25 protein-coding genes, 1 tRNA gene, 1 pseudogene and 2 riboswitches are annotated in these 26,013 nt (G+C 34.3%); of the genes and pseudogenes, 25 read left to right on the forward strand and 2 right to left on the reverse strand.

The window, feature by feature from the left end; translation table 11 throughout:
* The first annotated feature begins 4 nt into the window (after window positions 1-4).
* From HSACCH_RS02255 to HSACCH_RS02285, 6 genes are read left to right on the forward strand one after another with little or no spacing between them, the layout of a single operon-like run.
* The gene (locus tag HSACCH_RS02255) at window positions 5-979 is read left to right on the forward strand and encodes an ABC transporter ATP-binding protein (RefSeq protein WP_005487523.1); all 975 of its coding nucleotides are present in this window, start codon (window positions 5-7) and stop codon (window positions 977-979) included.
* Between the two features lie 12 nt (window positions 980-991).
* A complete protein-coding gene (locus HSACCH_RS02260) occupies window positions 992-1,972 on the forward strand; it encodes an ABC transporter ATP-binding protein (RefSeq protein ID WP_005487524.1) in 981 nt (326 codons plus the stop codon).
* Window positions 1,973-2,004: 32 nt separating this feature from the next.
* Window positions 2,005-2,430 (forward strand): RrF2 family transcriptional regulator, encoded by a 426-nt coding sequence (locus HSACCH_RS02265; protein WP_005487527.1) that lies wholly within the window; start codon window positions 2,005-2,007, stop codon window positions 2,428-2,430.
* Window positions 2,430-3,617, forward strand: a complete 1,188-nt coding sequence (gene grxC / locus HSACCH_RS02270; protein ID WP_005487528.1) for a glutaredoxin 3 — start codon at window positions 2,430-2,432, stop codon at window positions 3,615-3,617. The genes HSACCH_RS02265 and grxC overlap by 1 nt, the downstream gene beginning before the upstream one ends.
* Before the next feature lie 16 nt (window positions 3,618-3,633).
* Complete coding sequence (locus HSACCH_RS14220; protein WP_327049754.1) at window positions 3,634-4,209, forward strand: peroxidase-related enzyme; 576 nt, start codon at window positions 3,634-3,636, stop codon at window positions 4,207-4,209.
* 1 nt (window position 4,210) lies between these two features.
* Window positions 4,211-4,555, forward strand: a complete 345-nt coding sequence (locus tag HSACCH_RS02285; RefSeq protein ID WP_005487532.1) for a DsrE family protein — start codon at window positions 4,211-4,213, stop codon at window positions 4,553-4,555.
* Window positions 4,556-4,727: 172 nt separating this feature from the next.
* On the opposite strand, the pseudogene HSACCH_RS02290 reads toward HSACCH_RS02285, so the two are convergent.
* Window positions 4,728-4,895, reverse strand: a pseudogene (locus HSACCH_RS02290) (transposase); the annotation flags it as partial.
* 430 nt (window positions 4,896-5,325) lie between these two features.
* On the opposite strand from HSACCH_RS02290, the gene HSACCH_RS02295 reads away from it, so the two are divergent.
* The 15 genes from HSACCH_RS02295 to HSACCH_RS02365 all read left to right on the forward strand — a co-directional run bounded on the left by HSACCH_RS02295 (window position 5,326) and on the right by HSACCH_RS02365 (window position 20,593).
* Window positions 5,326-6,126 carry a cation transporter gene (locus HSACCH_RS02295; RefSeq protein WP_005487534.1) on the forward strand — a complete coding sequence of 267 codons (801 nt, stop codon included), beginning with the start codon at window positions 5,326-5,328 and terminating at the stop codon, window positions 6,124-6,126.
* Window positions 6,127-6,168: 42 nt separating this feature from the next.
* Complete coding sequence (locus HSACCH_RS02300) at window positions 6,169-7,314, forward strand: cysteine desulfurase family protein (RefSeq protein ID WP_005487536.1); 1,146 nt, start codon at window positions 6,169-6,171, stop codon at window positions 7,312-7,314.
* Between the two features lie 263 nt (window positions 7,315-7,577).
* Window positions 7,578-7,702, forward strand: a riboswitch (cyclic di-AMP (ydaO/yuaA leader).
* 136 nt (window positions 7,703-7,838) lie between these two features.
* Entirely contained in the window at window positions 7,839-9,161 is a 1,323-nt protein-coding gene (locus HSACCH_RS02305) for a TrkH family potassium uptake protein (RefSeq protein ID WP_005487537.1), read from the forward strand.
* Window positions 9,162-9,181: 20 nt separating this feature from the next.
* Window positions 9,182-9,835, forward strand: coding sequence for a potassium channel family protein (locus HSACCH_RS02310; RefSeq protein ID WP_005487538.1), 654 nt, complete (start codon window positions 9,182-9,184; stop codon window positions 9,833-9,835).
* Between the two features lie 24 nt (window positions 9,836-9,859).
* The gene (locus tag HSACCH_RS02315) at window positions 9,860-11,686 is read left to right on the forward strand and encodes a HAMP domain-containing sensor histidine kinase (RefSeq protein WP_005487541.1); all 1,827 of its coding nucleotides are present in this window, start codon (window positions 9,860-9,862) and stop codon (window positions 11,684-11,686) included.
* Window positions 11,679-12,092 carry a response regulator transcription factor gene (locus HSACCH_RS02320; protein ID WP_005487542.1) on the forward strand — a complete coding sequence of 138 codons (414 nt, stop codon included), beginning with the start codon at window positions 11,679-11,681 and terminating at the stop codon, window positions 12,090-12,092. Before HSACCH_RS02315 ends, HSACCH_RS02320 begins: the two co-directional genes overlap by 8 nt.
* Window positions 12,082-12,777, forward strand: a complete 696-nt coding sequence (locus HSACCH_RS02325) for a response regulator (protein WP_005487544.1) — start codon at window positions 12,082-12,084, stop codon at window positions 12,775-12,777. Before HSACCH_RS02320 ends, HSACCH_RS02325 begins: the two co-directional genes overlap by 11 nt.
* The gene (locus HSACCH_RS02330; protein WP_005487546.1) at window positions 12,778-13,191 is read left to right on the forward strand and encodes a potassium channel family protein; all 414 of its coding nucleotides are present in this window, start codon (window positions 12,778-12,780) and stop codon (window positions 13,189-13,191) included. It abuts the gene before it with no gap.
* Window positions 13,192-13,193: 2 nt separating this feature from the next.
* Window positions 13,194-13,856, forward strand: coding sequence for a potassium channel family protein (locus tag HSACCH_RS02335; protein WP_005487547.1), 663 nt, complete (start codon window positions 13,194-13,196; stop codon window positions 13,854-13,856).
* Window position 13,857: 1 nt separating this feature from the next.
* Window positions 13,858-15,339, forward strand: a complete 1,482-nt coding sequence (locus HSACCH_RS02340; protein ID WP_005487548.1) for a TrkH family potassium uptake protein — start codon at window positions 13,858-13,860, stop codon at window positions 15,337-15,339.
* A 755-nt stretch (window positions 15,340-16,094) separates the two neighbouring features.
* The gene (locus HSACCH_RS02345) at window positions 16,095-17,483 is read left to right on the forward strand and encodes an AAA family ATPase (RefSeq protein ID WP_005487550.1); all 1,389 of its coding nucleotides are present in this window, start codon (window positions 16,095-16,097) and stop codon (window positions 17,481-17,483) included.
* On the forward strand, window positions 17,476-18,153 hold the full coding sequence (locus HSACCH_RS02350; protein WP_005487552.1) for a hypothetical protein: 678 nt from the start codon (window positions 17,476-17,478) through the stop codon (window positions 18,151-18,153). The genes HSACCH_RS02345 and HSACCH_RS02350 overlap by 8 nt, the downstream gene beginning before the upstream one ends.
* Before the next feature lie 463 nt (window positions 18,154-18,616).
* A complete protein-coding gene (locus tag HSACCH_RS02355) occupies window positions 18,617-19,225 on the forward strand; it encodes a type IV toxin-antitoxin system AbiEi family antitoxin domain-containing protein (RefSeq protein WP_005487554.1) in 609 nt (202 codons plus the stop codon).
* Complete coding sequence (locus tag HSACCH_RS02360) at window positions 19,222-20,136, forward strand: nucleotidyl transferase AbiEii/AbiGii toxin family protein (RefSeq protein ID WP_005487556.1); 915 nt, start codon at window positions 19,222-19,224, stop codon at window positions 20,134-20,136. The genes HSACCH_RS02355 and HSACCH_RS02360 overlap by 4 nt, the downstream gene beginning before the upstream one ends.
* Window positions 20,137-20,338: 202 nt before the next feature.
* Window positions 20,339-20,593: a UPF0175 family protein gene (locus HSACCH_RS02365; protein ID WP_005487558.1), complete on the forward strand. Its 255-nt coding sequence runs from the start codon at window positions 20,339-20,341 to the stop codon at window positions 20,591-20,593.
* 16 nt (window positions 20,594-20,609) lie between these two features.
* On the opposite strand, the gene HSACCH_RS02370 is transcribed toward HSACCH_RS02365, so the two are convergent.
* Window positions 20,610-20,684, reverse strand: a tRNA-Arg gene (locus HSACCH_RS02370).
* Window positions 20,685-20,868: 184 nt separating this feature from the next.
* Here HSACCH_RS02370 and HSACCH_RS02375 point away from each other — a divergent pair.
* The 4 genes from HSACCH_RS02375 (at window position 20,869) to HSACCH_RS02390 (ending at window position 25,949) form a co-directional block, all read left to right on the forward strand.
* Entirely contained in the window at window positions 20,869-21,756 is an 888-nt protein-coding gene (locus tag HSACCH_RS02375; protein WP_005487560.1) for a cation diffusion facilitator family transporter, read from the forward strand.
* A gap of 60 nt (window positions 21,757-21,816) precedes the next feature.
* A riboswitch (SAM riboswitch) is annotated at window positions 21,817-21,918 on the forward strand.
* Window positions 21,919-21,993: 75 nt separating this feature from the next.
* On the forward strand, window positions 21,994-22,890 hold the full coding sequence (gene metF / locus HSACCH_RS02380) for a methylenetetrahydrofolate reductase [NAD(P)H] (RefSeq protein ID WP_005487563.1): 897 nt from the start codon (window positions 21,994-21,996) through the stop codon (window positions 22,888-22,890).
* Window positions 22,862-23,575 carry a Vitamin B12 dependent methionine synthase activation subunit gene (locus tag HSACCH_RS02385; RefSeq protein WP_152415962.1) on the forward strand — a complete coding sequence of 238 codons (714 nt, stop codon included), beginning with the start codon at window positions 22,862-22,864 and terminating at the stop codon, window positions 23,573-23,575. The genes metF and HSACCH_RS02385 overlap by 29 nt, the downstream gene beginning before the upstream one ends.
* Window positions 23,559-25,949, forward strand: coding sequence for a homocysteine S-methyltransferase family protein (locus tag HSACCH_RS02390; RefSeq protein WP_005487567.1), 2,391 nt, complete (start codon window positions 23,559-23,561; stop codon window positions 25,947-25,949). Before HSACCH_RS02385 ends, HSACCH_RS02390 begins: the two co-directional genes overlap by 17 nt.
* Window positions 25,950-26,013 lie beyond the last annotated feature (64 nt).

Here is a 26,013-nt window from a genome sequence, read left to right on the forward strand (position 1 = left end):
TCTTATGCCTGATAAAATCTTAAAGATAAATGATTTAGCAGTTGAATATAAAAATAAGGGGAAATATTTAAGAGTACTGGAGGATATAAATCTGGAACTGGAAAACGGAGAGATTCTGGCTCTGGTTGGGGAGAGTGGTTCCGGAAAATCTACTCTTGGCAAAACAATTTTAAGATTACTGCCGGATTCAGCCAGGATAGCAGAGGGAAGTATATTTTTTAAAGGTGAAGATATCTGCAATTTTTCTGAAAAAAAGTTTAATGATCAGATTCGAGGCCAGGAAATGGCAATGGTTATTCAGAATCCACAGAATGCTTTAAATCCAGTCTTTAAAGTGGGGACTCAAATTCTTGATGTGCTGTATTTTAAATCAAAAAAACAAAAAAGCAGAAAAGAGTTAAAAAAGGAAGCGGTTAAAATTTTAAAGAAAGTTGGTATCTCAGATCCAGAATACAGATTTGACGAATATCCACATCAGTTTAGTGGTGGGATGAAACAGCGGGTAATGCTGGCCATGGCCTTTATTTCCAATCCCTCACTTTTGATTGCAGATGAGCCGACAACAGCCCTTGATCTGACAGTGGAGGCTCAAATTTTAAATCTTTTATCAAATCTAGTTGATGAATACAAAATATCTATATTATATATCAGCCATGACCTGGGGGTTGTAGCTGGTTTAAGTGACAGAATTGCCGTGATGTATGCGGGGAAAATTGTTGAGGTTGCTCAGACTAGAGAGTTATTTGATCACACTAATCATCCTTACACAGAGGCACTTTTAAATTGTCTGCCTGATTATCAAAAAACGAAAAAACTGCAGACAATTCCCGGACAGGTTCCTGATCCCGGTAATTATCCTGCAGGATGTAATTTTCATCCCCGCTGCAGTCACAGTTTTGATCGTTGTCGGCAGGAGGAACCCCGGCTTGAAGAAATAGCTTCAAATCACTATTCAGCCTGTTTTTTAAATGGCCTTTAAGGAGATATAAAAATGGCTTTAGTTGAGGTTAAAAATTTAAAAAAACATTTTATAAATAATGACGGCCTGCTTTATAAACTGGCCCAAAAAGGTCCGATTAAGGTTAAAGCAGTTGATGATGTTAGTTTCAAGATAGAAAAAGAGGATACACTGGCTGTAGTTGGAGAAAGCGGTTGTGGTAAAACAACTGTGGCTCGATCTGTTTTAAGATTAATCGAACCAACTGCAGGAGAGATCCTGTATAAGGGAAAATCAATCAATGATTTTAATAAAGAAGAGTTAAAAGCCTTTAGAAAAGATGCCCAGATGATTCTGCAGGATCCCCGATCTTCTTTAAATCCTCGTTTTATTGTAGAAGAAATTGTTTCCGAACCATTATATATCCATGATCAGATTGAGGATGATTTTAATCTGCTGGATCGAGTCTGGGAACTGCTGGATATGGTAGGTCTTTCTAAAAGATATTCTGAGCTTTTTCCGCATGAGTTAAGTGGAGGCCAGGCCCGAAGAGTTGGCATTGCCAGGGCTCTTGCCCTGCAGCCTGAATTTATAGTTTGTGATGAGCCAACTTCCGGCCTTGATATTTCGATAATGTCGGCAGTTTTGAACTTAATGAAAAAACTACAGCAGGAATATCAGCTGACCTACCTCTGGATTTCTCATAATTTACATGAGGTAAGATATATCAGTAATAAGGTGGCGGTAATGTATCTGGGAAAAATAGTTGAAATCACAGATACTACTACAATTTTCAATAATTCGGTTCATCCCTACACAGAAGCTCTATTTTCTTCTTTAAGAGGAGTTAATGATGATTGGAATTATAAAGAGCGGGAAATAATAAAAGGAGAAGTACCGAGTCCAATTAATCCACCATCAGGCTGCAGTTTCCATCCTCGCTGTAAATATAGTTTTGATAAATGCAAAAAAATTGAACCAGAACTCGAAGCAGTAGAGGCAGGTCATTTAGCTGCCTGTCATTTATATAATTAGAATTTAAGTTAAAAAGGAGATATTTTAAGTAGATGAAAACTTCAAGAAAAACAGATTACGCAGTTCATGCTCTAATGATCTTAGCAAGAAATAAAAAGCAGGAACTTTCAGTAAAAGAGTTAGCAGAGATAGAAAATGTATCTTCATCTTATTTGGCAAAGGTGATGCAGAAATTATCAGCAGCTGAAATTGTCAGTTCTGCTGAGGGGAAAAAGGGTGGATATACTTTAGCTAGAGCTGCAGCAGAGATTAACCTGGCTCAGATAATGAAACTTTTTGAAGCTAAAGATAACGTATTTGAATGTGTTGATGATATTCATGGCTGTTCAATTAGAGATAGGTGTAAAATTCATAATGTATTTGGCAAGGCCTACCAGAAAATGCTGGCTGAACTTGAGCAGACAACTATTAAAGATATTACTGATCCTGAAATCAAAAAAGGAAAGGATTTGATCTGATGAATAAGCCGAAGATTGAAATCTATACTAAAGTCTGGTGTCCTTATTGTAGAAGAGCAAAGGCAATGCTGAAGAGTCTCGGGCTTGATTATACTGATTATGATATTACAGATAATGAAGAATTGCAGCAGGAGATGGTCGATCGGAGCGGTAAAAAAACCATACCGCAGATATTTATTAATGATGAAAAAATTGGCGGTTATGATAATTTAATTGAACTTGTCAGCTCTGGTGGTCTTGATGATCTGATAGAATTTGAAAGACCAAACTGCAGTGAAAAAGACTGGGATCTGGCTGTGATTGGAGCCGGACCGGCAGGAATGACTGCAGCAGTTTATGCAGCCAGAAAAGGCTTAAAGGTTCTGATGGTAGCCCGAGATATTGGTGGTCAGGTGCTGGAAACTGATACTATCGATAATTATCTACCGGAATATGGAACTTCTGGCCCGGATCTGATGCAGGATTTTTTAAGACATCTTCGAAATTACAAAATTGACACACTATTTGGAGAAGAGATTACAGACATTGAGCACCAGGAAGAGGGACACATTCTGCTTACAAAAAGTGGTAAAGAAATTAAGACCAGAGCAGTTTTAATAGCTGCTGGAACTAAAAAGAGACAGCTTGGAATTCCAGGAGAACATCAGCTCAAAGATAAGGGTGTAAGTTACTGTGCTACCTGTGATGGCTATATCTATGAAAATCAGCCTGTTGCTGTAGTTGGCGGAGGTAATTCTGGCCTGGAAGCAGCCCTGGATATGTCTAAGATTGCGACTGAAGTATATTTGATTATTAGAGGAGAACAGCTCTCAGGTGATAAAAGTCTGCAGGATAAGGTAAATAATTCAGATAAAATAGAAGTCTGTAAATCATACCAGACAACTGAGATAAAGGGTGAGCAGAAAGTTGAATCTATAAGAATTAAAAATCTAAATACAGGTAAAGAGCGAGAACTTAATGTAAAGGCAATATTTATTGAAATTGGTTTAATTCCAAATACAGGTTTTATCTGTGAGCATCTGGATATTAATCAGGGCAATGAAATTATTATTGATGAAAATAATCAGACAAGCATTGAAGGTATTTTTGCAGCCGGAGATGTAACAGATATTAAAGATAAACAGATTATTGTTTCTGCAGCAGAAGGTGCTAAGGCTGCCCTAAGAGCCAATGAATATTTGAGTTAAAATGGAGGAGATCAAAATGGCATGGATAGATATGGTAGATGAAGATAAGGCAGAAGTTAAATTAGCTAAACTTTATGATAAATTAACTCGATCAGGTGAAAATGAGGTGGCACATGTTTTAAAAGTTCAATCTTTAAATCCTGACCTTTTAGAGGACCATCTTAAGATCTATAAGACTATTATGTTTGGCAGATCAAATATTTCCCGCAGGCAGCGAGAAATGATAGCAACAGTTGTATCTGATGTCAACGAATGTCATTACTGAATAACACATCATGGAGCGGCGCTCCAAAAGTTGATCAGGGATGATGAGCAGGCAGATAAAATATTAAGTGGTATTTTAGATGATTATAAGTCAGCACCAATTAGTGAAAAAGAAAAGGAAATGCTTGATTATGCTGTTAAATTAACTAAAAAGCCTGCCTCAGTGAAAAAGGAGGATCTTGATAGATTAAGAGAATTTGATCTGAGTGACAGAGATATTCTTGATTTAAATCAGGTAGTTGCTTATTTTAATTATGTTAATAGAACAGCTGATGGCCTGGGAATAGAACTGGAAGCTGAACATAAAAAAATAAGAGGAGTTGAATAAAATGGCAGCTGAAGATAGTTTAGTTATTTTATGGACAAGTGGAGATAAGGAAGTAGCAAAAAAAATGGTGTTCATGTACACTATAAACGCTAAGAAAAGAGGATGGTGGCAGGATATTAAATTTATTGTCTGGGGACCATCTTCAAAATTATTAAGTGAGGATCAGGAATTACAGGAACAGATTAAAGAATTTATCGAAGCAGATATTAAAGTAGAAGCCTGTCAGGCCTGTGCTGATCAGTATGGTGTAGCAGATGATTTAGCAGAGCTTGGAATTGAAGTTAAATATATGGGAGAACCTTTAACTGATTATTTAAAAAGTGAAAGTAAAGTAATGACATTTTAGGTACAAATAAGTCCCGGTTAAATAGCCGGGACTATAAAATCTAGGCTAAGTTAATTATAATGACTTGTAGATAATTCTGCCTTTAGCAGATAAATTTATTTCCAAACAATTATTTTCCTGATCTCCTTTGATTACTTCAATTTCTTTTCCTAATCTAACTCACATTACCTGCAGTAGCTAACACTTCAAATTTATGTGTATCAGCTAATTCATTGATAGTATTTAAGGTTAATTGTTTAATTTTAGGATTATCTAAAATATGTTTTCTATATTTATGAATCCATATAAAATGATAATTTAAAAGGAACTTTGCATGTCTTGTGCTTTTATAGTTATTCATTATTAAAATCTTCTAAATGTTAGATATTAAATACATTATATTATAAACATATGTTCATTTAATTTATTTAAATTGAGCGCCTTAGTACTTTTCATAACTTTGCTCACCGCCCTTTATCTATCATTATTTTCCTTAATTATATCAAAATTTTGAATATTAATAAAGAAATGAGCCTGTTTGGTCAGCTGAATTTAAAAGCAGTACTGGACCGTTTTCAGGTTTTCATTAAAGTACAGTATATTGATCGGGGATGAAATTTAGATATATTTTAGATAGAATTGATGAGAATAATCCTGAAGAATTAGCAGGAAACAGTTGACAGGCTAAATGTGGTTTTTATTTTACAGAATTAATAGAAAATTTTTGATATTCTTCTATCTGATATTATATTATTTTTCAGCGGAGTTTTACTATAGATAAGGAGGATAATATGTATAAAAGTATTTTTACAGTGAAAAAGATGGATTGCCCATCGGAAAAAAATCTAATTGAAACAAAACTTGGTTCAATTAAATTAATCCAAAAACTTGATTTTGATCTTGAAAAAAGAAAACTTATTGTTTTTCATTCACAAAAAGATGAAAGAATAAAGAATTATTTAAATGAGCTAAAGTTAGATTCTAAATTAGAAAAAGTTGTTGAAATCCAGGATGAAAATAATGAGATTACAAATGACTCTCAGAGTCAGAAAAAACTTCTTAAAACTGTTCTTTTAGTTAATTTCGGTTTTTTCCTCTTTGAAATGACTGCAGGGCTAATTGCAAATTCAATGGGGCTTGTTGCTGATAGTTTAGATATGTTTTCAGATTCAATAGTTTATTTAGTTAGCCTTTTTGCAGTAGGTGGGAGCATTCTTCTTAAGAAGAAAGTTGCAAAACTCGCCGGATATTTTCAAATTTTTATTGCATCCTTTGGATTTATTGAAGTATTAAGAAGATTTTTTGGTTTTGGAGAAATGCCTGATTTTAGTACAATGATAATTGTATCTATTTTGGCTTTTATTGCTAATTTGTATTGTCTTTATTTATTCCAAAAATCCGATAGTAAAGAAGCACATATGAAAGCAAGCTGGATTTTCACTTCAAATGATTTAATTGTAAATTCGGGAGTAATTATTTCAGGAGTTTTAGTCTATTTTTTTGACTCAAATAAGCCTGATTTAATAATTGGAGGTATTGTATTTCTAGTAGTAATCAATGGCGCTAGAAAGATTTTGAATTTAGCTAAATAATAATGTTTTTATATTTAAGTTCAGAAAGGAAAGTGTTAATCTATGATCTATCTTGATTATAATGCTACAACACCAATTGATAAGAAAGTAGCTGAAGCAATGGAAGAATATATTTATGGGAATTTTGGTAACCCCTCAAGCAGCCATGAACTGGGTTCAAAAACAAAACGGGCTGTAGAAGAAGCTCGAAAAAAAGTTGCCAGTTTATTAAATGCTTCACCAGAGGAGATTATTTTTACTTCTGGAGGAAGTGAATCAAATAATATGGTGCTCAAGGGTGTGGCCTACACTTACCAGGAAAAGGGAAAGCATATTATTACCTCTGAAATAGAACATCCTGCCGTGATCTCTCCCTGTAAGTTTCTTGAGGAAAACGGTTATGAAGTTACTTATTTACCTGTAGATCAGGATGGAGTAGTAGATATTGAACAATTAAAAGCTGCTCTAACTGACGAAACAATTTTAATTAGCATCATGCATGCAAATAATGAGACAGGAACGATTCAGCCACTGGCAGAAATAGCTGAAATAGCCTCAGAAAACAACATTTTATTGCATACCGATGCTGCTCAGTCTGTGGGTAAAATTGAAACAGACGTTAAAAAGCTGGGAGTAGATTTTCTATCAGTAGCCGGTCATAAAGTTTATGCCCCAAAGGGGATCGGTGCACTTTATATAAGAGATGGAATTGAGATAGAACCTTTAATTCATGGAGCCGGACATGAGATGGGAAAAAGAGCTGGCACAGAAAATGTAATTTTTGATGTTGCTCTTGGTAAAGCCTGTGAACTTGCGGAAGATCTGCTTCAGGGAAAAAAAGTTGACTTTGAGCATAATGCTCCCGGGAAAATTAAAGAATTGAGAGATTATTTTCAGAAACAGCTGCAGAACAACTTTAAAGATCGAGTTATTCTAAATGGACATCCGACTAAACGCTTACCAAACACTTTAAATATTAGTTTTTTAGATTACAGTGGTCAGGAAATTCTGGATCATTTAGATAATGTTGCTTTATCTACAGGCTCAGCCTGTCATTCTGATTCAGTAGAAATTTCTTCGGTCTTAAAAGCTATGTCTGTAACTATGGAAACTGGAAGGGGTGCTGTGAGATTTAGTCTTGGTAAATATACAACCAGGGATGAAATTGAACATGTTTTAGATAAGTTAGAAACTTTAAGTGAATTATAATATTTAGAGGAGGAGATAATTGATAGTGTGGAGTTAAGTAATATGACAGAATTTACTCAGTGGATTGTTGAAGCTGATAAGGTAATTAATTTTTAGTGAATTTATAATTGTAAACTGAACTTAGAGATAATATCCTCTCAGAGAAGCTTCATTTTTTCGATTAATTAGGAGCTTTTGCTGGGGTTTTTGTTACTTCGGAAGAAATTATTTTTATCACTTATTTGACAAAATATTTATAATGTGTTTTAATATAGGAAAAGAAAATATTTCTGTTGTCTAATCTCATCTGAGAGCGGGGGACCCACTTTTTTGGGGCGAATCTATTTTTAGAAGAAGACCTTTACTTCTAGCCCGACAGCTAACTCCGTAGACTTTAAATAAGGGACAGACTTGATGCCACCATTATATAATATTTTGGTGAAATTTATCTATGGCACTACAGTCTATCTGTAGTGTTTTTTTGATTTTATAAAGCTTTTTTTAACATATAACTTATTTTACTTGTCTGGAAAGGAGTAGAGAGAATGAAGATCAGCAAGAAAAATTTAACCCCGGCACAGTACTTAGTTTTTGGTTATTTTATTATTATCATGCTGGGTTCAATACTTTTAATGCTGCCAGTTGCAACAACTGATGGTCAGGGGCTGGGAGCTATAGATGCAGTGTTTACCGCTACATCTGCCACCTGTGTGACAGGTTTAATTGTTGTCAATACTAAAGAAGCCTTTACTCATTTTGGTTCAACAGTTATTATGCTTTTAATCCAAATTGGTGGACTTGGTATCATGTCGATGTCTACCTTATTTGCCTTTATTATTGGAAAGAAGATTAGTTTAAAAGAAAGATTAATTATTCAGGAAGATTTAAATCAGTATCAGATATCGGGAATGGTGAGATTGGTCCAGTACTTGCTTGGCTTTACCTTTGCAATTGAGGGAACTGCTGCAGTTATCTTATTTTTCCGTCTAGTTGAGGATTATCCTGCAGGGAGGGCAATTTATCTGGCTATTTTCCATGCAGTATCTGCTTTTAATAATGCTGGTTTTGATCTTTTTGGAAACAGCCTGGAGAACTTTACCGGTGATATAACAATTAACTTTGTTATTATGGCCTTAATTATCTTAGGTGGTATAGGTTTTGGGGTAATGGTAGAAGCTTATAACAGAGTCAGGTTTAAAAAATCAACTCTGCAGACTAAAATAGTTCTCGTCATAACATTAGCTCTTTTAATCTTTGGTTTTATAGTGTTTTTTGTTTTAGAGTATGATAATACCCTTGCTGGTTTACCACTTCTTGATAAAATACTGGGAGCAATGTTTTTATCTGTAACACCAAGAACAGCAGGTTTTAATACAGTTGCAACCGGAGCTCTAAAACAGTCGTCACTCTTTATTATCATTATCTTAATGTTTATTGGTGCATCACCCGGCTCGACCGGTGGAGGTATCAAAACAACTACTTTTGGAGTGATGCTTGTTACTTTAAAAAACATGATTACAGGTAAAGAAGATATGGAAGTATATAACCGCCGCTTTGAAAAAAAGATCGTCTATGAGGCTTTTACTATTACAATGCTGGCTGCCGGACTGGTTGTACTGGTAACTACGCTTTTATTAGTGATCGAAGACTTTCAATTTATTGATGTTTTATTTGAGACAGTTTCTGCCTTTGGTACAGTGGGACTTTCAACAGGAATTACCGGAGAGCTATCTGATATCAGCAGAGTTTTAATTACTATCACGATGTTTGCTGGCAGAGTTGGTCCACTTACCCTGGCACTTGCTTTTGGAGAAAGGGTAAGAAAAGGAAAATATCATTACCCAACTGAAAAAGTAATGGTTGGTTAATTTAGATAGGAGGAAAATAAATGAAGCAGTTTGTTGTTGTAGGATTAGGAAGATTTGGAGCCAGTGTTGCTACTACTCTGGCTGAAAATGGACATGATGTATTAGCGATTGACCGTGATCCAGAAAAGGTGCAGGCAATTAGTGGAGATGTAACTCATGCTGTAGAGGCTGATGCTACTGATGAAGAAGCCTTAAAAACTCTGGGTGTCAGAAACTTTGATGTAGCTGTTGTAAGTATTGGAGATAATGTTTCGGCAAATATATTGTGTACTTTAATTTTAAAAGAATTAAGTTTACCGTATGTAATTGTGAAGGCACCAGATAAATTACATGGAAAAGTTTTAAGCAAGGTTGGTGCAGATAGAATAGTTTATCCTGAGCGTGATATGGGAGCAAGAATTGCTCAGAATCTTATCTCTTCCAATGTTTTAGATTATATAGAGTTTGCTCCAGAATATGGAGTAATAGAGCTGCTGGCAACTGACAAAATGACAGGAAAGTCTTTAAAAGAACTTGAATTAAGAGCCAGTTTTGATGTTAATGTTATGGCAATCAAGCGCGGAGAAAATATTCATATTTCTCCTGGTGCTGAGGACAAGATTGAAAGTGGAGATAAGCTGGTTTTAATGGGCAAAAATGAGAATCTGGATAAAATGCATGATTTTGGAAATTAATTTTTTTTTGAAGGAGTGTAAATTATGAATATAAAAACATTAAAAGGCAAAATGCTCCTCGGTTTTGCAGTAATGATCTTAATTTTAGCTGGTGTTGTTGGCTGGAGTATTTATAACTTTGAATCTCTATCAAATGCGATCAATGATATCTTAGTAGAAAACTACCGCAGCATTAAAGCCAGTGACAGTATGGTTGAATCAATAGAGCGTCAGGATAGTGCTCTGCTGCTGCTTTTGAGAACATCTGAAGAACAGGGACAGGAAATATTTAGACGCAACGAAAAAGAATTTTATACCTGGCTGGCCAGAGCAGAAGATAATATTACAATAGATGGTGAAGGCACAATTCTTGAGAAGATAAATGAAAAGTATTTTAGTTTTGTATCTAAATTTGATCAATTCTATAATGCAGACGAAAATCAGCGCTGGGAGATTTATAACCAGGAGTTACTGCCTTTATTTAATGAAATCAAAACTGATATTCGGGAGTTAAGAGAACTAAACAGACAGGCAATGGTGGATGCCCAGGGTGATGCAAACAGCAGAGCCAATCAGGCAATCATCTATACAATCGGACTGGCTTTACTAGTTACTGCATTTTCATTAATTTTTGCCTTTTATCTCACCAAACAGATATTGAGGCCAATTAAAGAATTAGAAAAAGGGATTAAAGAAGTGGCTGCCAGAAATTTTCAGCGTAAAGTTGAAGTGGCCTCTGAGGATGAAATCGGTGTGCTGGCAGATGAATTTAATGAGATGATTTCCAAACTAAAAGAATATGAAAAATTAAATGTTAAAAAGCTGCTGATGGAGAAAGAAAAGTCAGAAGCTGTAGTAAATAATTTGAGCAGTCCCTTAATAGTGACAGATAAGGATCATAAGATTGTTTTAATAAACGAAACAGCTAAAGAACTATTTTCACTGAGGGAGGATGTACTTGGCACGCACTTTTTAGAGGTTATTAAGGCAGAAGAGATTTTTGAATACATTAAAAATCCTGAAGCTAAAGAAGAGAAAACCTTTCTGCTAAAAAAGAACGATAAAAAAAGACATTACAGGATTTCAACCAAACAGGTAATTGATGAAGATGAAGAATATCAATTTACAGTTACTCTATTAGAGGATATTACCCGCTTAAAAGAAATTGACAATATGAAATCTGAATTTGTTTCAACTGTATCACATGAGTTTAGGACCCCGCTGACTTCAATGAATATGGGGCTTAGCATGGTAATTAACGAGGATACAGGAGAATTAAATGAGGAACAGAAGGAACTGCTGGAAGCAGCCTATGAGGATGTTGAACGATTAACTGAGTTAGTAAATGATCTGCTTGATCTCTCTAAGATTGAATCAGGTAAAATTGAAATGGAATTTGATAAGGTAGATGTCAATGATATTATTGAAAAAACTCTTAACCCGTTCCATAAACAGGTGGAGGAAAAAGAAATTGAGCTCAAATTTAAACAGTCAGAAGATAATGTTTTTGCTTATGCCGATCCTTCAAAAATAAGCTGGGTGATTTCTAACCTGGTTGGAAATGCACTTCGCTATGCTGATGAAGGAAAAATAGAAGTAGATGCAGAAATAAAGGGTAGAAGGGTTCTAGTATCAGTCGCAGATAATGGACCAGGTATTCCAAAAGAATATCAGTCTAAAATATTCGAGAAATTTGTCAGAGCCGGCAGTGATAAAGAGGAAAAGAGTGGAACCGGTCTCGGCCTTGCTATTGCAAAAGAAATTATTACAGCCCATAATGGTCGGATCTGGGTTGACAGTAAAGAAGGAGAGGGCTCTACTTTTTCATTCTACATCCCAAGATATGGCTATCAGGAGGAAAATAATGAGTAAAATTTTAGTAGTAGATGATGAAAAAAACATTAGATTAGTTGTTGGTAAAAGTCTGGAAAAGGCAGGTTATGCTGTGGATTATGCTGTAGATGGAGTTGAAGCAGTTGATAAGGCTAATAATATTAGTCCAGATCTTATTTTACTTGATTTAAGGCTGCCGAAGATGAATGGTTTTTTAGTACTTGAAGCTTTAAAAAGTGATGCAGCAACCGAGGAAATACCGGTTATTATATTGTCTGCTTTATCTGAAGAAGATGACGTGCAAAAGGCAATTTCTTCAGGTGCTGAAGACTTTTTAGTCAAACCAATCAGCCAGAGTGATTTACTGGCTGCTGTAGAAGAAAGTATTATGGAAGAAGGAACAGGACAGGAAGAAATAGAGGAGGAAGATAATAATGAAAAATAAAGTACTGGTTGTTGATGATGAAAAGAATATTCGTTTGACTTTAAAGAAAGCTCTTTCGAATGCAGACTACGAAGTTGAAACAGCTGTTAATGGAGAAGATGGACTGGCAAAATTAAAAGAAGAAGAAATCCCGGTTGTACTGCTTGATATGAAAATGCCGGGAATGGATGGCATCCAATTTTTAAAAGAAGTAACAAATAAAGAAATTGATACAAAAGTAATTATGATTACTGGATACGGCAGTGTAGAGACAGCAGTAGAAACTTTAAAGTTAGGTGCTGTTGATTATCTGCGTAAACCATTTAAACCAGAAGAAATTATTAATATTGTTCAGGATGTTTTTGAACGTTACAAAGTTGAAAATAGTGAAAAAGAAGTAGAAAGTTTTGAAGAATATATTATGCTTGCTAAAAACGCAATTAATAAACGAGATTTCTCAAAGGCAAAAGAAATGCTGCAGCAGGCCACTTCTCTTGACTCTGAAAAGCCTGAACCATTTAATCTACTCGGTATTATTTATGAGATGCAGCATAAGCAGGGAGAAGCGATGAAGATGTATAGAGCTGCTTTGGCACTTGAACCTGGCTATAAACCGGCAAATGAAAACATTGAAAGGGCAGGAGAAAGTATGGGCTCCATTGACTTAGATGATGTTAACTTTGGAGATGACGAGGAGGAAGAATAGATGTTTATTGTTATTGTAGGCTGCGGCCGCACTGGTTCTCTGCTTGCTGGAAAACTTTCTCGTTCTGGTAACGAGGTTGTTGTTATAGAACAGAATCCAGATTCATTTGCTCTGCTGCCGGTTGACTTTTCAGGTTTTGAGATAGAGGGGGATGCAGCTGAAAGTGATGTTTTGATTGAAGGTAAAATAGAATCTGCTGACCTTTTAATTGTTAGTACTGGCAATGATCAGATTAACTATCTTGTATCACAGATGGCCAGGGTTAATTTTGATGTACCCAGAATTATGGTCAGGACTATAGACCCAGCAGTGGAGAAGATGTATGAAAAAGAAGAACGTTTTGAGATATTTTCTCAGATATCTCTTTTGGCTGAAAACATGATAAATAAAATTGAGCGAGAAGGGATGAGGTAATTATGGAGATTATACTGGTTGGAGGAGGTAAGCTAATTTACCATCTTGCCAAAAAGCTAATTTCTAAAGGACATTTTATAACAATTATCAATAAAGATCGTAAACTTGCTGATGATCTGGCAAGAGAAATAAAGGCTACAGTTGTCTTTGGTGATGCAGCAAATAAAAAAGTTCTGGAAGATGCTGGCGCCTATAAGGCTGATAACCTGGTATCTTTGACGCAAAAGGACCACAGTAATCTCTTTATCTGCAAGATGGCAATGGATTATTTTGGAGTTGAGAGAACTACTGCTCTCGTAAATAATCCTGAAAATGAAGACCTGTTCAATATTTTGGGGATTACGGGGATCTTTAATGTTACTGATTTGATCAGTTCAATTATTGAGCAGAGTGTGATTTCAGAAGATGTAAGTAATTTAACCATGATTGAAGAGGGAAAACTAAGTATCTTCCAGGTTGAGGTAGCACCTGACTCTGCAGCTGCTGGCAAGGAAATTAAAGAAATTGACCTCCCTCTCTCAATTGTTTTAGGTGGTATAGTTAGAAATGGAGATATTTCAATTCCTAGAGGTGGGTCTAAGATTCAGGCGGGAGATAAAATTGTCATAATTTCACTGCCGGAAGAACAGGCAGAAGCAATTAAAGTCTTTGGTGGTGAAGAATAAGATGAAATATAAAAACCTGCTTATTTCTCGTTACTTTCTGATTTCAAAATATACCGGGATTATTATTATCTTTGCCGGAACTGCTATTCTATCACCGCTTTTATTTTTACTAGCTTTTCCTGAAGAAAGCAGCCTGGCACCTCATTTTCTGCTGGCAGGAGGACTTTCTATTCTGGCAGGATTAGTATTATTTATTTATGGGAGCAGACATCAGGAAGAAGATGTAGAATTATCCTTAAATGAAGGGAGTATAATTGTTATCTTCTCCTGGATCGGAGCAATTATATTTTCGGCAATACCTTTTATAACTATTTTAGATATGAACTGGAGCCATTCTATTTTTGAAGTCGTAAGTGGTTGGACCACAACTGGTTTATCGCTTGTGGATGTTACCACTGCTCCTAAATTAATTCTGATCTGGCGCTCGATTATGCAGTTTTTCGGTGGAGCTGGCCTGGCAGTTATTGCTTTATCTTCACTGCTGCCAGTTCATGGAATGGGCTTATATATGGCTGAAGCAAGAAGTGATAAATTATTACCTCATGTAAAACGCTCTACCATGTTAATTATGAAAATCTATACTTTCTATACTGCAGCAGGGATTATTCTCTATTATTTTGCAGGGATGCCTCTCTTTGATTCTATTAATCACTCGATGGCTGCAATTTCTACTGGAGGTTTTTCTACTCAGCCTGACAGCATAGGCCATTACAACAGTTTATCTATTGAAGTGGTGACAATTGTTCTGATGCTGCTTGGTACAATAAACTTTGCAACTCATTACACACTACTTAAAGGTAAGGTTAAAAGATTCTTTAAAAATGCTGAGATACGTTTAATGATAACTCTATTTATATTTTTAACTCCTATATTAATGTTTTTTTCATTAAACTCTTTATACCCTATGCTGAGCGAGAATTTTAGAATTACCTTTTTCCAGATCATTACAGCTTTATCAACAACCGGTTTTTCGACTATTTCTTTTGTCGGCTGGCCGATATTTGCTAACTTTATAATTATTTTAATTATGCTTGTTGGTGGTGGAACTGGTTCAACTGCTGGTGGTATTAAGCAGTATAGAATCTATTTGATTTTTAAATCAATCTACTGGGAAATAAAAGAGCAATTCTTACCTAGAAGAAGTGTTAGTAGTAACTACCTCTGGCGGGGAGAAAATAAATTCTATGTTAAAGATCGGCATGTAAAAGATGTAGCAAATTATATAATGCTTTATTTATTTACTTTTTTTGTTGGAGTAGCAATTCATACTGCTTATGGATATTCTCTTTTAGATAGTATGTTTGAGTTTGGTTCTGCTCTTGGTACAGTTGGAATTTCAATTGGCTTACTTTCATCCGAAGCTCCTCTGGGTATAATCTGGACCCAGACGATCGGAATGTTTTTAGGTAGGCTGGAATTCTTTATAATTCTTTATGCCGGGATAAAACTATTTAAAGATGGAGTTTATATTTCTAAGCATTAATGTAGTCTTATATAGGAATTTAGGGATTACAATATTTAGATTAAGTACGATTAAACGTAAGCAGTTGATAATAGAAAATCAAATAAAATTAGCATCTTAATTACCCCAGAGAGACTTCATTTATTCCGTGAACAATGGAGCTTTTCTGGGGGTTTATATTTTGTACAATATTTTTTTAGAATATCTAATAATTAGATATTATTTCGAGTTTTATGTAATATAATAAATTTAGGCTCAAGTAGTAAGTTGAAATATCAGAGAGGTGCTGAAAAATGAAAGACAAGAAAAAAGTAGCTAAGAAAAAACCTGTGAAGAAAGAAATTGAAAAGAAAGAAGAAAAGAAATAATTTCTTTAATCAGTAACAGCTAAACTATGTATATTTTTCCCTGTAGACTTAATGCTAACAGGGGATTTTTTTGTTAAGCTATCTGATTGTTGTAGTTGATAAGTGTTAAAAACCTCCGCACATATTTATAAGTGCGGATAACTCTAACGGAGTGAACAGTTTACATGTTTAGTTAAACTATAAATTATTATAATGTGAGGTGTAATCTAAATGAGTACACCTTGTTTAACATCGTAAAATTTAATATAGGTTTAGTCTGAACAACTATGAAGAGAATCACCTTATAGACTATTTTTTTGCTTATAATTTAAAATTTTTAACTAATATGATATATTTTATACCGATTTTACTGAAAAAGTTGCTTTTTATCACTAATAGTTGTATAATTTAATCAGTGGAGGTGATCAAATGAAGGAGAGAATGCTGCGTTTGCAGCAGGTACAACTGAATAATTTCAAGAATGTTAGGCAGGGTCAGATTGATTTCAACAGTTATAAAAGCGAAGACTTTTTTTCTGAAGCATCAGATGTGCTGGGAATATACGGTCAGAACGGTTCTGGTAAAACTGCTTTTATTGAAGCTCTGTGGATACTGAAAATAGTTCTGCTTGGAGAATCTCTGCCTGGAGATATTAAAGATTATATATACCAGGGTGAGAAAGAAGCTGCTATTAATGCTGTTTTTTCTATGTCTTTGGGGGAAAACAAATATCAACTCTTTTATGAAATGGTAATTGAAAGAAGAGAAAATGCTGTTCCAGTAATTATCAAAGAGGATCTATCATATAAAAAGCTTGAAGAAGATGGCTGGACATATAAGAGGGGGATAATAACTCACAAACTTGATGAGAAGGAGCAGTTGTTAAGTCCCCAGAAGAATTACAATTTACTCACTAAGAACAATAAAGATGCTAAAGTGGATCTTAAAGTGGCCAAGGAGCTTGCGAAGAAGGAACAAACATCTTTTATTTTTTCTAGTGAGATGGATCATATTTATAAGGGTAATAAAGCCTTTAACGAATTTGCTGATATTATAATGGAGATTAAACAGTATGCTAGAATGAACCTGTTTGTGATCAGAAATTCTCGTTCAGGTATGATCAATGCCAATCTAATTATACCGTTCTGTTTTCAACTTAGTGATTCAGAGAGAATAGAAGGTGGAGATCTTGCAATAGCTCTGTCTGAGCCGACAACAGTTCCTGAGCGGGTCCTCTCTACTGTCAAAAATGTTATCGAGAACTTAAATATCGTCTTAAAAGAGATAATTCCAGATCTGACAATTAAAATTAAAGAGTATGGAGAAGAATTGGATGAGAACGGTGATCCAGTAATAAAAATAGAGATGCTGGCAGAAAGAGGAGAGATTAAGATTCCTCTTAGATATGAATCAGATGGTATTAAAAAGATCATATCTATCTTGAGTGCAATGATTGCGATATATAATAAGCCAGGTATTTGTCTGGCAGTGGATGAGCTTGATGCTGGTATATTTGAATATCTTTTAGGTGAAATTCTGGAGATCATTCAGGATAGAGCCAAGGGACAGCTGGTCTTTACTTCTCATAATCTAAGACCGCTGGAGAAACTTAATAAAGAGTCACTGATTTTTACAACTACTAATCCCCAGAATCGATATATTAGATTCACCAATGTTAAGGAAACCAATAATCTAAGAAGTTTCTATTATCGTGGAATTAAGTTAGGTGGACAGGACGAGGAAGTTTATGAGAGAACAAATGAATACAAAATAGCCAGAGCTTTTAGGGCTGCTGGTAGAGTTGATGCTGATGACTAGAAAATTAATTCTATTCTTAGTAGAAGGTATAACGGAGGAAATATCTTTTGGTCTTATTTTTTCTGAGATATTTGAGGATAAAGAGATTGAATTTCAAATTGCTCGTGGAGATATAACTACCAGGAATGGAGTTAATTCTCGTAATGTGATAGAAGTAATCAATGAAGAAGTATTATCTTTTTTGGACAAAGAACATTATAATAAAGGGGATATTTTAGAAATTATTCATTTATTGGATACTGACGGAGCATATATCAGTGAAGATTTGATCGAAAAACATGATAAGGGTAAGAATTACTATTATATTGATAAGTTATGTACCAGACATCCTGAAAACACAAAGAAAAGAAATGATAAAAAAAGTGGCATCATGGATAGACTAAGTAGTCATTCAAAAATTAATGGAATTCCATATAACGCTTACTACTTATCCTGTAATTTAGAACATGTGCTTCACAATGATGCAAATATTGATGATAATCTAAAAGTAGAAAAAGCTGAAGAATTTAGTGATAGCTATTTTGAAAGGGAATTAGAGTTTTTAGATTTCATTAGAACGGATAGTTTTGCTGTCGAAGGTGAATATGAAGAAACTTGGGAGTTTATTAAGCAGGGAAATAACTCCTTAAATAGATATAGTAATTTACACCTTGTTTTTGAAGATCTTTAGCATTTTGAAAAGATTATTTTCCCTTTAGTAATCTCAAATTAAATAAATGGTGCCCCCGGTAGGAGTCGAACCTACGCTCAAGGCTTCGGAGAGTTTTGCCGAAGTTCTTTATATTAGCATCTTTTCTTATAATCCCTGTCATAACAGCAATCTAGTGTTGGGAATATCCCATATAGTTGTAAAATACTGTATATTTTACTGCGGTAGTTAACGGTGGCTGAGGTTCACTGCGGTGAAATCACGGTGGAAAATTGAATAAAATTAGCATCTCAATTGGAGATAATTTACCCTCATAAAAACTTCATTTTGTTCAGTTAATGATGGAGCTTTTCTGGGGGTTTTTTGTATAAGCAATAAGAAAGGTTGTGTAAACTTAGTTTTAATGATAAACTTAAAACAGAGAAAGTGTTAAAAACCTCCGCACATATCTATAAGTGCGGATAATTATAACGGAGGTGTCATTATGGATCCTAATATTTACAATAAGATAAAGAATATATTTGAAAGTAACAATGGATATGCTCGAACTAAAGATATACTTGAGGCAGATATTCATTCATCACATCTATATAAACTTCAGGAAGAGGGGGAGATCAGCAGGATCAAAAGAGGGCTGTACCGCTGGAATGGGGATGAGTTTAATAGCAATACAGAACTAATCGAAGTAAGTAATATAGTTCCTAACGGTGTAATTTGTCTGCTTTCAGCTCTTTCATATTATGATCTCACCACAACCAACCCCTGGGAGTATTATATTGCCATTCACCGAGATGAACACAGGCCTAAACTGCCTGATTATCCGCCGATCTCTGTTTTTTATTTTGCTGATAAACAGTTCAATACAGGAATTGAAGAGATAAATATTGGGGGTAGTAAGGTTAAAATATATGATAAGGAGAAAACAATCTGTGACTGTATTAGACTGAGAAACAAAGTGGGTACTGATGTTGTAAAAGAGGCTATGCAGAACTATCTTAAGAGGAAGGATCAGAACATCTCCAAACTGCTTGATTATGCAGAGGTTACAGGGGTTAAGAATATCGTAAAAAGATACCTGGAGGTACTTGTATGAGTGATAATATTAAAAATATGGAAGCGTCTGTTAGAGCTAGACTTTTAAACATAGCAAAAGAAGAAAAGCTTAACTTTGATTTCATTTTATTGTTGTTTATGCAGGAAAGATTATTATACAGGTTATCTATTTCTGAATATAGGGATCAGTTTGTATTAAAGGGTGGACTTTTAATCTTAAGCACTTTAAATATAAAAACAAGACCAACAAGAGATATTGACTTTCTAGCTCAGAATGTTTCAAATGATCTGGAGAAGATCCAACAGATATTTAGTCAAATAAGTCAGATTCAAATTAATGATGGTGTTAGTTATGATAAAGATTCCATAGAAGTAGAGAAGATAACTGAAGGAGCAGATTATGATGGAGTGAGGATAAAGATAACAGGGTTTATTGGTAATGCGCGCAAGAATCTTCAGCTGGATCTAGGCTTTGGAGATGTTATTGTACCTGGTGAAGTTAATATGGAGTATCCCGGGCTGCTTGATTTTGAAATTCCTAGCGTTAAAGCTTATTCAATAGAATCAGTAATTGCAGAAAAATTTGAAGCCATGCTCAGCCTATCAGTGATTAATAGTAGGATGAAAGATTTTTATGATATTTTCACCTTATCAAAATTACAGTCTTTTCAGGGTGAAACATTGTTACAAGCTATTGCAGCTACTTTAAAAAATAGAGGAACTGTTATTGAGGAAGACCACGTAATCTTTGATGAAGATTTTGCTCAGGATGAGAGTAGAAATCGATTGTGGCAGGGTTATCTAAATAAAATAGGTAAGGAAAGCATTGATTTTAACTTAGTAATGGAACAGATTAGGTCTTTTTTAAAGCCAGTTTATCAAAGTATATTAAATGATGAAGTTTTCACAGGTTACTGGAATAATGATAAAAGCATGTGGATTTCAAAATAGTTACGATGTTGAATTACCAAATTTGTGTCAAAAATTATTACAGGAAGTTTTCATAAATGAAACAATTGCTAGATAGTAACTTATATGTGGGTGCAATTGATGATCTCTCCCAAATAAATAAAAATAATTGGATGTAACCCAGACTGTGTATTAAAAAATTTTTGGTTGGAATAGTATATATTAAATGAGGGAGATAACTGACATGTTTAATAAAATAATAATTGAATATCCCGATACTCTACCTGATTTACTTCAAGAAAGTCCTGAAGAATTTGAAAGAGAAGCTAAAATGGCAATGGCGGTCAAACTATTTGAATTAAAAAGGATATCTTCTGGAATAGCTGCAGAAATGGTAGGTATGGATCGAGTTTCATTTCTTTTCGAATTACACCGGTATGGTGTAGAGATGATAAATATGGAGTCAGAAGAATTAGCTTCTAATCTTGAAAATGCTTAAACCTTATATAAATAAATGGTGCCCCCGGTAGGAGTCGAACCTACGCTCAAGGCTTCGGAGGCCTTTGCTCTATCCACTGAGCTACGGGGGCATTACCTAAACAATTTTAACAGAAGCCGACTTTAATGTCAATAATCTCTGGCAATTTTAAAATTATAAATTTGCATTATTTATATAAATAAAATATTTAACAGTAATTAATTGTTTTTAATGATATAATTATCTCCAAATAAATTATAAAGGAGAATAAATTATGATAATAATTGTGAAAAATAATGGCTGAGCATCATGATCATCATTCTAATGTTTCTAATATAAAATTAGCTTTTTTCCTAAATTTATCATTTACTATTATTGAAATTATTGGTGGTTTTTTAACTAACAGTATGGCTATTTTATCTGATGCTCTACATGATTTAGGAGATTCACTTTCTCTAGCCATGTCCTGGTATTTAGAAAATTATTCAAAAAAGGGAGCAGATAAAGATTTTAGTTATGGCTATGCGAGATTTTCACTTTTAGGCGCTTTAATTAATAGTATAGTTTTAATTTTAGGATCTGTATTTATTTTAACAAAAGTTATCCCCAGAATTTTTGCTCCTGAGTCAGTTCACCCTGAAGGAATGCTTTACCTTGCTATTTTAGGAATAATAGTTAATGGAATAGCTGTTTTTAAACTAAGAGGAGGCAGTTCTTTAAATAAAGATGTTGTCAGCTGGCATCTTTTAGAAGATGTTCTAGGCTGGATTGCGGTATTAATAGTAAGTATTATTTTGATTTATAAAGACCTGCCAATTTTAGATCCGCTACTTTCATTAGCAATTAACATCTATATTTTATATAATGTAATTTCTAAGTTGAAAAAAGTATTAAATGTTTTTTTGCAGAGAGTACCAGCTGGAATTGAGATTGAAGAACTGCAGCAAAAAATTGTTGCAGAAACTCAAGCTTTAGCAGCACACCATACTCATATCTGGACCTTAGATGGAGAAAGAAATTTTCTCAGCACTCATGTAATTATTCCAGATCAAATTTCAAAGTCTAAAATAATAGAATTAAAAGCTCAAATTAAAAATTTATTAGCCGTAGAAAAAATTGATCATGTAACTATAGAGATTGAATACGAAAACGAGGAATGTGAGAACAAAAACTGTGATGCTTAAGCAGTTAAAATTCTTGACACAAATCTTTTAATATGGTAAAGTAATTAAAAATAGAATAATAGCTTATCAAGAGAGGTGGAGGGACTGGCCCTGAGAAACCCAGCAACCAGCAGTTATACTGCCCGGTGCTAACTCCAGCAGGTTTAACCTGAAAGATAAGCAGTTGTGAATCCCACTTCTGCTTAGAAGTGGATTTTTGTTTTTATAAAGTAGCTAGTAGTTTTGAGGAGGATAAAGATGAAAATTAAAAATATTTTCGAAAAAAAGGAAGTTGTTTTTTCACTGGAGGTTTTTCCTCCAAGGTCTGATGTTCCTATAGAAAATATTTATCAGACTTTGGAAGAATTAAAAGATATTAATCCAGATTATATTAGTATAACTTATGGAGCTGGTGGAGGAGTTAGAAAAAATAGAACCTGTAAACTTTCTTCAATTATTAAAGAAAAATATGATGTAGAAGCACTGGCTCATTTAACATGTATTAATTCAAATCAAAAAAGCATTAATAAAATATTGACTCGCTTAGAAGAAAAAAATATAAAAAACATATTGGCCTTAAGAGGTGATAAACCAGTTGCTGGGGAAGTAATTGGAGAATACAATTATGCCTATGAGCTTGTTGATCATATCAAAAAAAATAATGATTTTGGAGTAGCAGCAGCCTGTTATCCAGAAGGTCATCTAGAAACAGAAAGTATTGATCAGGATTTAGAATATTTAAAACAGAAGGTTGATAGTGGAGTTGACTACTTGATATCACAGATGTTTTTTGATAACTCACTTTTTTATAAATTTCGCAGGAAAGCGCAAAAAAAGGGGATAGATGTACCGATAGAAGCAGGAATTATGCCTGTAATTAACAAAAAACAGGTTGCCAGAATTATAGAATTATCTGATGCTTATTTTCCAGCAAAATTCAAAAAAATATTGAATAAATATGAGGATAATCCAGAAGCTTTAAGAGATGCTGGAATAGCCTATGCAGTTGAGCAGATAGTTGATTTGATTTCTAGTGACGTTGATGGAATACATCTTTATACAATGAACAATCCCTATGTAGCTCGCAGAATTAAAGAGGCAGTAGGTTCTTTAATTAATCATATTAATGGTCAAGAAATTCAGAAAGTTGTATAATATGAAATTCAAAATTGATAAAAAAGAAGTTTTGAGGTACCTGCAGGTTTCAAAAAAAATAAATGATGAAAAGATTAATGTTTTAATTGATAAAACAATAACTGAAGTTAAAGATTTAATTAATCTTCGTTATTTATATCAAAAATTTCCAATTGAATTTACGGATCAAGGTGTTAAAGTAGAAGGAACAACTCTTATTTTAAAAGGTAAAAGTATCAGAAAGCACTTAAAAGATTCAGAGAAAATCTATATAATGGCAGCTACATTAGGAGCTCAAGTTGATAGGAAGATATCATATTATGAAAAAATATCAGTGACTAAATCGATGATCCTTGATGCCTGTGCAACAGCAGCTATCGAGGGAGCTTGTGATTATATAGAAGCTCAAATAAAAAAAGAAGTTCTGAAAGCAGGAAATGAAGATATAAGTTTTCGCTATAGCCCAGGTTATGGGGATTTAGGAATTGATATTCAAAAAGAGATCTTAAGAATTTTGAATGCACCAAGAAAAATAGGTTTAACAGCTTCCAAATATAATATATTATTACCAACTAAATCAGTAACAGCAATTATTGGGGTTATTGCTAAAACAATAGAAGTTGAACAAAGACACTGCAAAAACTGTCTTTTAGATCAAGAATGCGAACTGAGAAGAAAGGGGATTTATTGTGGAGCTAAAAACTAAATTAGGAAAAAAAATGATAATTTTTGATGGAGCCATGGGAACAGTTTTGCAGCAGCGTGGTTTAAAGGCAGGGGATATTCCGGAAAGATTAAATATCGAAAATAGTGAGGATATTATAGATATACATAAAAGTTATTTAAAGGCAGGAGCTGAGATTTTGACTACCAATACTTTTGGTGCTAATGCCCTAAAAATGAATGAACTAGAATATTCTGTAGAAGAAGTTATTTCTGCAGCAGTTCAAAATGCACGCCAGGCAATAATCGAATCAGGAATTGATGCCTCAGTAGCTCTGGATATGGGTCCAATTGGTGAGCTTTTAGAACCAATGGGCAGTCTAGAATTTGACGAAGCCTATAATCTTTATCAACAGCAGGTACTGATTGGAGTTGAGTCTGGAGCTGACCTAATCCACATTGAGACAATAGCAGATCTATATGAGGCAAGGGCTGCAGTATTGGCGGCTAAGGAAAATTCTAATTTACCAATTTTTTGTACTTTAACTTTTGAAGAAAATGGTAGAACATTTACTGGGACCAGTATTCGTTCCATGATTTCTGTGTTGGAGGGTCTTGGAGTAGATGGGATTGGTCTTAACTGTTCTCTTGGGCCTGAAAAGCTGGAGCCTCTGGTTGAAGAAGTGCTCAAATATTCAGAAACTCCAGTTATTCTGCAGGCAAATGCAGGGCTGCCGGTAGTTAAAGATGGAGGAACAGTATTTAAAATATCTCCTGAAGAATATTTTAAACCTTTAAACAGACTTTATCAGAAAGGACTAGCAGTTGTCGGTGGCTGTTGTGGTACTAACGAAGAATTTATTTCTTTAATTGCTGAGAAGTTAAAAAATAAAAAAGTAAAAGAGCGAGAAATTATAAAAGAAAGTCTTGTCTGTTCGCCTTCTCAGACTGTTAATTTAGAAGGGGTCAATGTAGTTGGAGAAAGAATTAATCCAACGGGCAAAGCGGTTTTTAAAGAAGCTTTGAGAAATGGTGATTTAGATTATATTCTTAAAGTTGCAGTAGAAGAGATAGATGCAGGAGCAGATGTTTTAGATGTTAATCTTGGTCTGCCGGAGATAGACGAAAAAAAATTGATGGTTAAGGTAATCAAGGAACTGCAGGGGATTTTGGATACTCCATTACAGATTGATTCTAGTAATCCGGAGGTTATAGAAGAAGCTTTAAGATATTATAATGGTACAGCAATTGTTAACTCAGTAAATGGAGAAGCTGAAGTGTTGGAAAAAACTCTGCCTGCTGTTAAAAAATATGGAGCAGCAGTTATCGGCCTGACAATGGACGATGATGGCATACCTGCTGCTGCAGAAGAACGTTTTAAAGTTGCAGAAAAAATTGTTAATAAAGCAGCTGAATATGGAATTAGCAGAGATAAGATTATAATTGACTGTCTAACTCTGACTGCTTCTACCCAGCAGGCGGGGGTTAAGGAAACTTTAAAAGCTTTAAAAATGGTTAAAGAGAAATTGGGAGTTAAAACTACACTTGGAATTTCTAATGTTTCTTTTGGTTTACCGGAACGTCCTATTTTAAACAGGACATTTTTAAGCATGGCTCTCTATCAGGGTTTAAATCTGCCAATTATTGATCCCAATGACGAAGAAATGATGTTTGCAGTTAAAGCAGCTGCAGTTTTAAATAATATTGATCAGGGCGCTGCTCAATATATAGAATATATGGCTGAGGTAGAAGATAAATCAGATTTAGCAGAAATTAAAGAAAATCAGAATAAGGAAGATGATTTACAGACAGTAATAATTAAGGGTTTAAAAAATGAAGCAACTCGTTTAACAAAAGCTGCCTTAAAAGAAAATGAAGCTATAGAAGTAGTGAACAAATATTTAATTCCTGCTCTTGATATTGTGGGTGAGAGTTATGAAAAAGGGGAAATATTTTTACCACAGCTTGTCCAGTCAGCTGAAACAGTAAAAGAAGCCTTTTTAGTTTTAAAAGAAGAAATGAATCGTACAGGAGGCAGAGATATTTTTAAGGGGAAAATTGTGATGGCTACGGTTAAAGGTGATGTTCATGATATTGGCAAGAATATAGTAAAAACTGTTTTAGAAAACTATGGTTATCAAATAATTGATCTGGGCAGAAATGTAAATATTAAAGATATAGTGAAAGCGGTTAAAGAAAATAATATTAAACTATTAGGTTTAAGTGCTTTAATGACAACTACAGTTAAAAATATGGAAAAAACGATTAAGGCAGTCCGAGAAGAAGTACCAGAGGTAAAAATTATGGTTGGTGGTGCTGTGTTAACAACAGATTATGCAGATATGATAGATGCTGACTATTACGCCAGGGATGCAAAAATAGCAGTTGAAATTGCAAAAGAAATTTTTAGTGCTTAAATTTAGTATTATTGTCTAAGGCTAATAAAAAAAACAGGCTGTAGAATTAGATATTTCTCAGCCT

Source organism: Halanaerobium saccharolyticum subsp. saccharolyticum DSM 6643 (assembly GCF_000350165.1).
Taxonomy (GTDB): domain Bacteria; phylum Bacillota; class Halanaerobiia; order Halanaerobiales; family Halanaerobiaceae; genus Halanaerobium; species Halanaerobium saccharolyticum.

Excerpts from the sequence above, each read along its gene's own strand:
- HSACCH_RS02340 (WP_005487548.1), top strand. The coding sequence starts at position 13,858 with ATGAAATATAAAAACCTGCTTATTTCTCGTTACTTTCTGATTTCAAAA.
- metF (WP_005487563.1), top strand. The coding sequence starts at position 21,994 with ATGAAAATTAAAAATATTTTCGAAAAAAAGGAAGTTGTTTTTTCACTG.
- HSACCH_RS02305 (WP_005487537.1), top strand. The coding sequence starts at position 7,839 with ATGAAGATCAGCAAGAAAAATTTAACCCCGGCACAGTACTTAGTTTTT.
- HSACCH_RS02265 (WP_005487527.1), top strand. The coding sequence starts at position 2,005 with ATGAAAACTTCAAGAAAAACAGATTACGCAGTTCATGCTCTAATGATC.
- HSACCH_RS02345 (WP_005487550.1), top strand. The coding sequence starts at position 16,095 with ATGAAGGAGAGAATGCTGCGTTTGCAGCAGGTACAACTGAATAATTTC.
- HSACCH_RS02375 (WP_005487560.1), top strand. The coding sequence starts at position 20,869 with ATGGCTGAGCATCATGATCATCATTCTAATGTTTCTAATATAAAATTA.
- HSACCH_RS02260 (WP_005487524.1), top strand. The coding sequence starts at position 992 with ATGGCTTTAGTTGAGGTTAAAAATTTAAAAAAACATTTTATAAATAAT.
- HSACCH_RS02325 (WP_005487544.1), top strand. The coding sequence starts at position 12,082 with ATGAAAAATAAAGTACTGGTTGTTGATGATGAAAAGAATATTCGTTTG.
- grxC (WP_005487528.1), top strand. The coding sequence starts at position 2,430 with ATGAATAAGCCGAAGATTGAAATCTATACTAAAGTCTGGTGTCCTTAT.
- HSACCH_RS02365 (WP_005487558.1), top strand. The coding sequence starts at position 20,339 with ATGTTTAATAAAATAATAATTGAATATCCCGATACTCTACCTGATTTA.
- HSACCH_RS02320 (WP_005487542.1), top strand. The coding sequence starts at position 11,679 with ATGAGTAAAATTTTAGTAGTAGATGATGAAAAAAACATTAGATTAGTT.
- HSACCH_RS02360 (WP_005487556.1), top strand. The coding sequence starts at position 19,222 with ATGAGTGATAATATTAAAAATATGGAAGCGTCTGTTAGAGCTAGACTT.
- HSACCH_RS02355 (WP_005487554.1), top strand. The coding sequence starts at position 18,617 with ATGGATCCTAATATTTACAATAAGATAAAGAATATATTTGAAAGTAAC.
- HSACCH_RS02295 (WP_005487534.1), top strand. The coding sequence starts at position 5,326 with ATGTATAAAAGTATTTTTACAGTGAAAAAGATGGATTGCCCATCGGAA.
- HSACCH_RS02255 (WP_005487523.1), top strand. The coding sequence starts at position 5 with ATGCCTGATAAAATCTTAAAGATAAATGATTTAGCAGTTGAATATAAA.
- HSACCH_RS02285 (WP_005487532.1), top strand. The coding sequence starts at position 4,211 with ATGGCAGCTGAAGATAGTTTAGTTATTTTATGGACAAGTGGAGATAAG.
- HSACCH_RS02300 (WP_005487536.1), top strand. The coding sequence starts at position 6,169 with ATGATCTATCTTGATTATAATGCTACAACACCAATTGATAAGAAAGTA.
- HSACCH_RS02310 (WP_005487538.1), top strand. The coding sequence starts at position 9,182 with ATGAAGCAGTTTGTTGTTGTAGGATTAGGAAGATTTGGAGCCAGTGTT.
- HSACCH_RS02315 (WP_005487541.1), top strand. The coding sequence starts at position 9,860 with ATGAATATAAAAACATTAAAAGGCAAAATGCTCCTCGGTTTTGCAGTA.
- HSACCH_RS02330 (WP_005487546.1), top strand. The coding sequence starts at position 12,778 with ATGTTTATTGTTATTGTAGGCTGCGGCCGCACTGGTTCTCTGCTTGCT.
- HSACCH_RS02385 (WP_152415962.1), top strand. The coding sequence starts at position 22,862 with ATGGTCAAGAAATTCAGAAAGTTGTATAATATGAAATTCAAAATTGAT.
- HSACCH_RS02350 (WP_005487552.1), top strand. The coding sequence starts at position 17,476 with ATGACTAGAAAATTAATTCTATTCTTAGTAGAAGGTATAACGGAGGAA.
- HSACCH_RS02335 (WP_005487547.1), top strand. The coding sequence starts at position 13,194 with ATGGAGATTATACTGGTTGGAGGAGGTAAGCTAATTTACCATCTTGCC.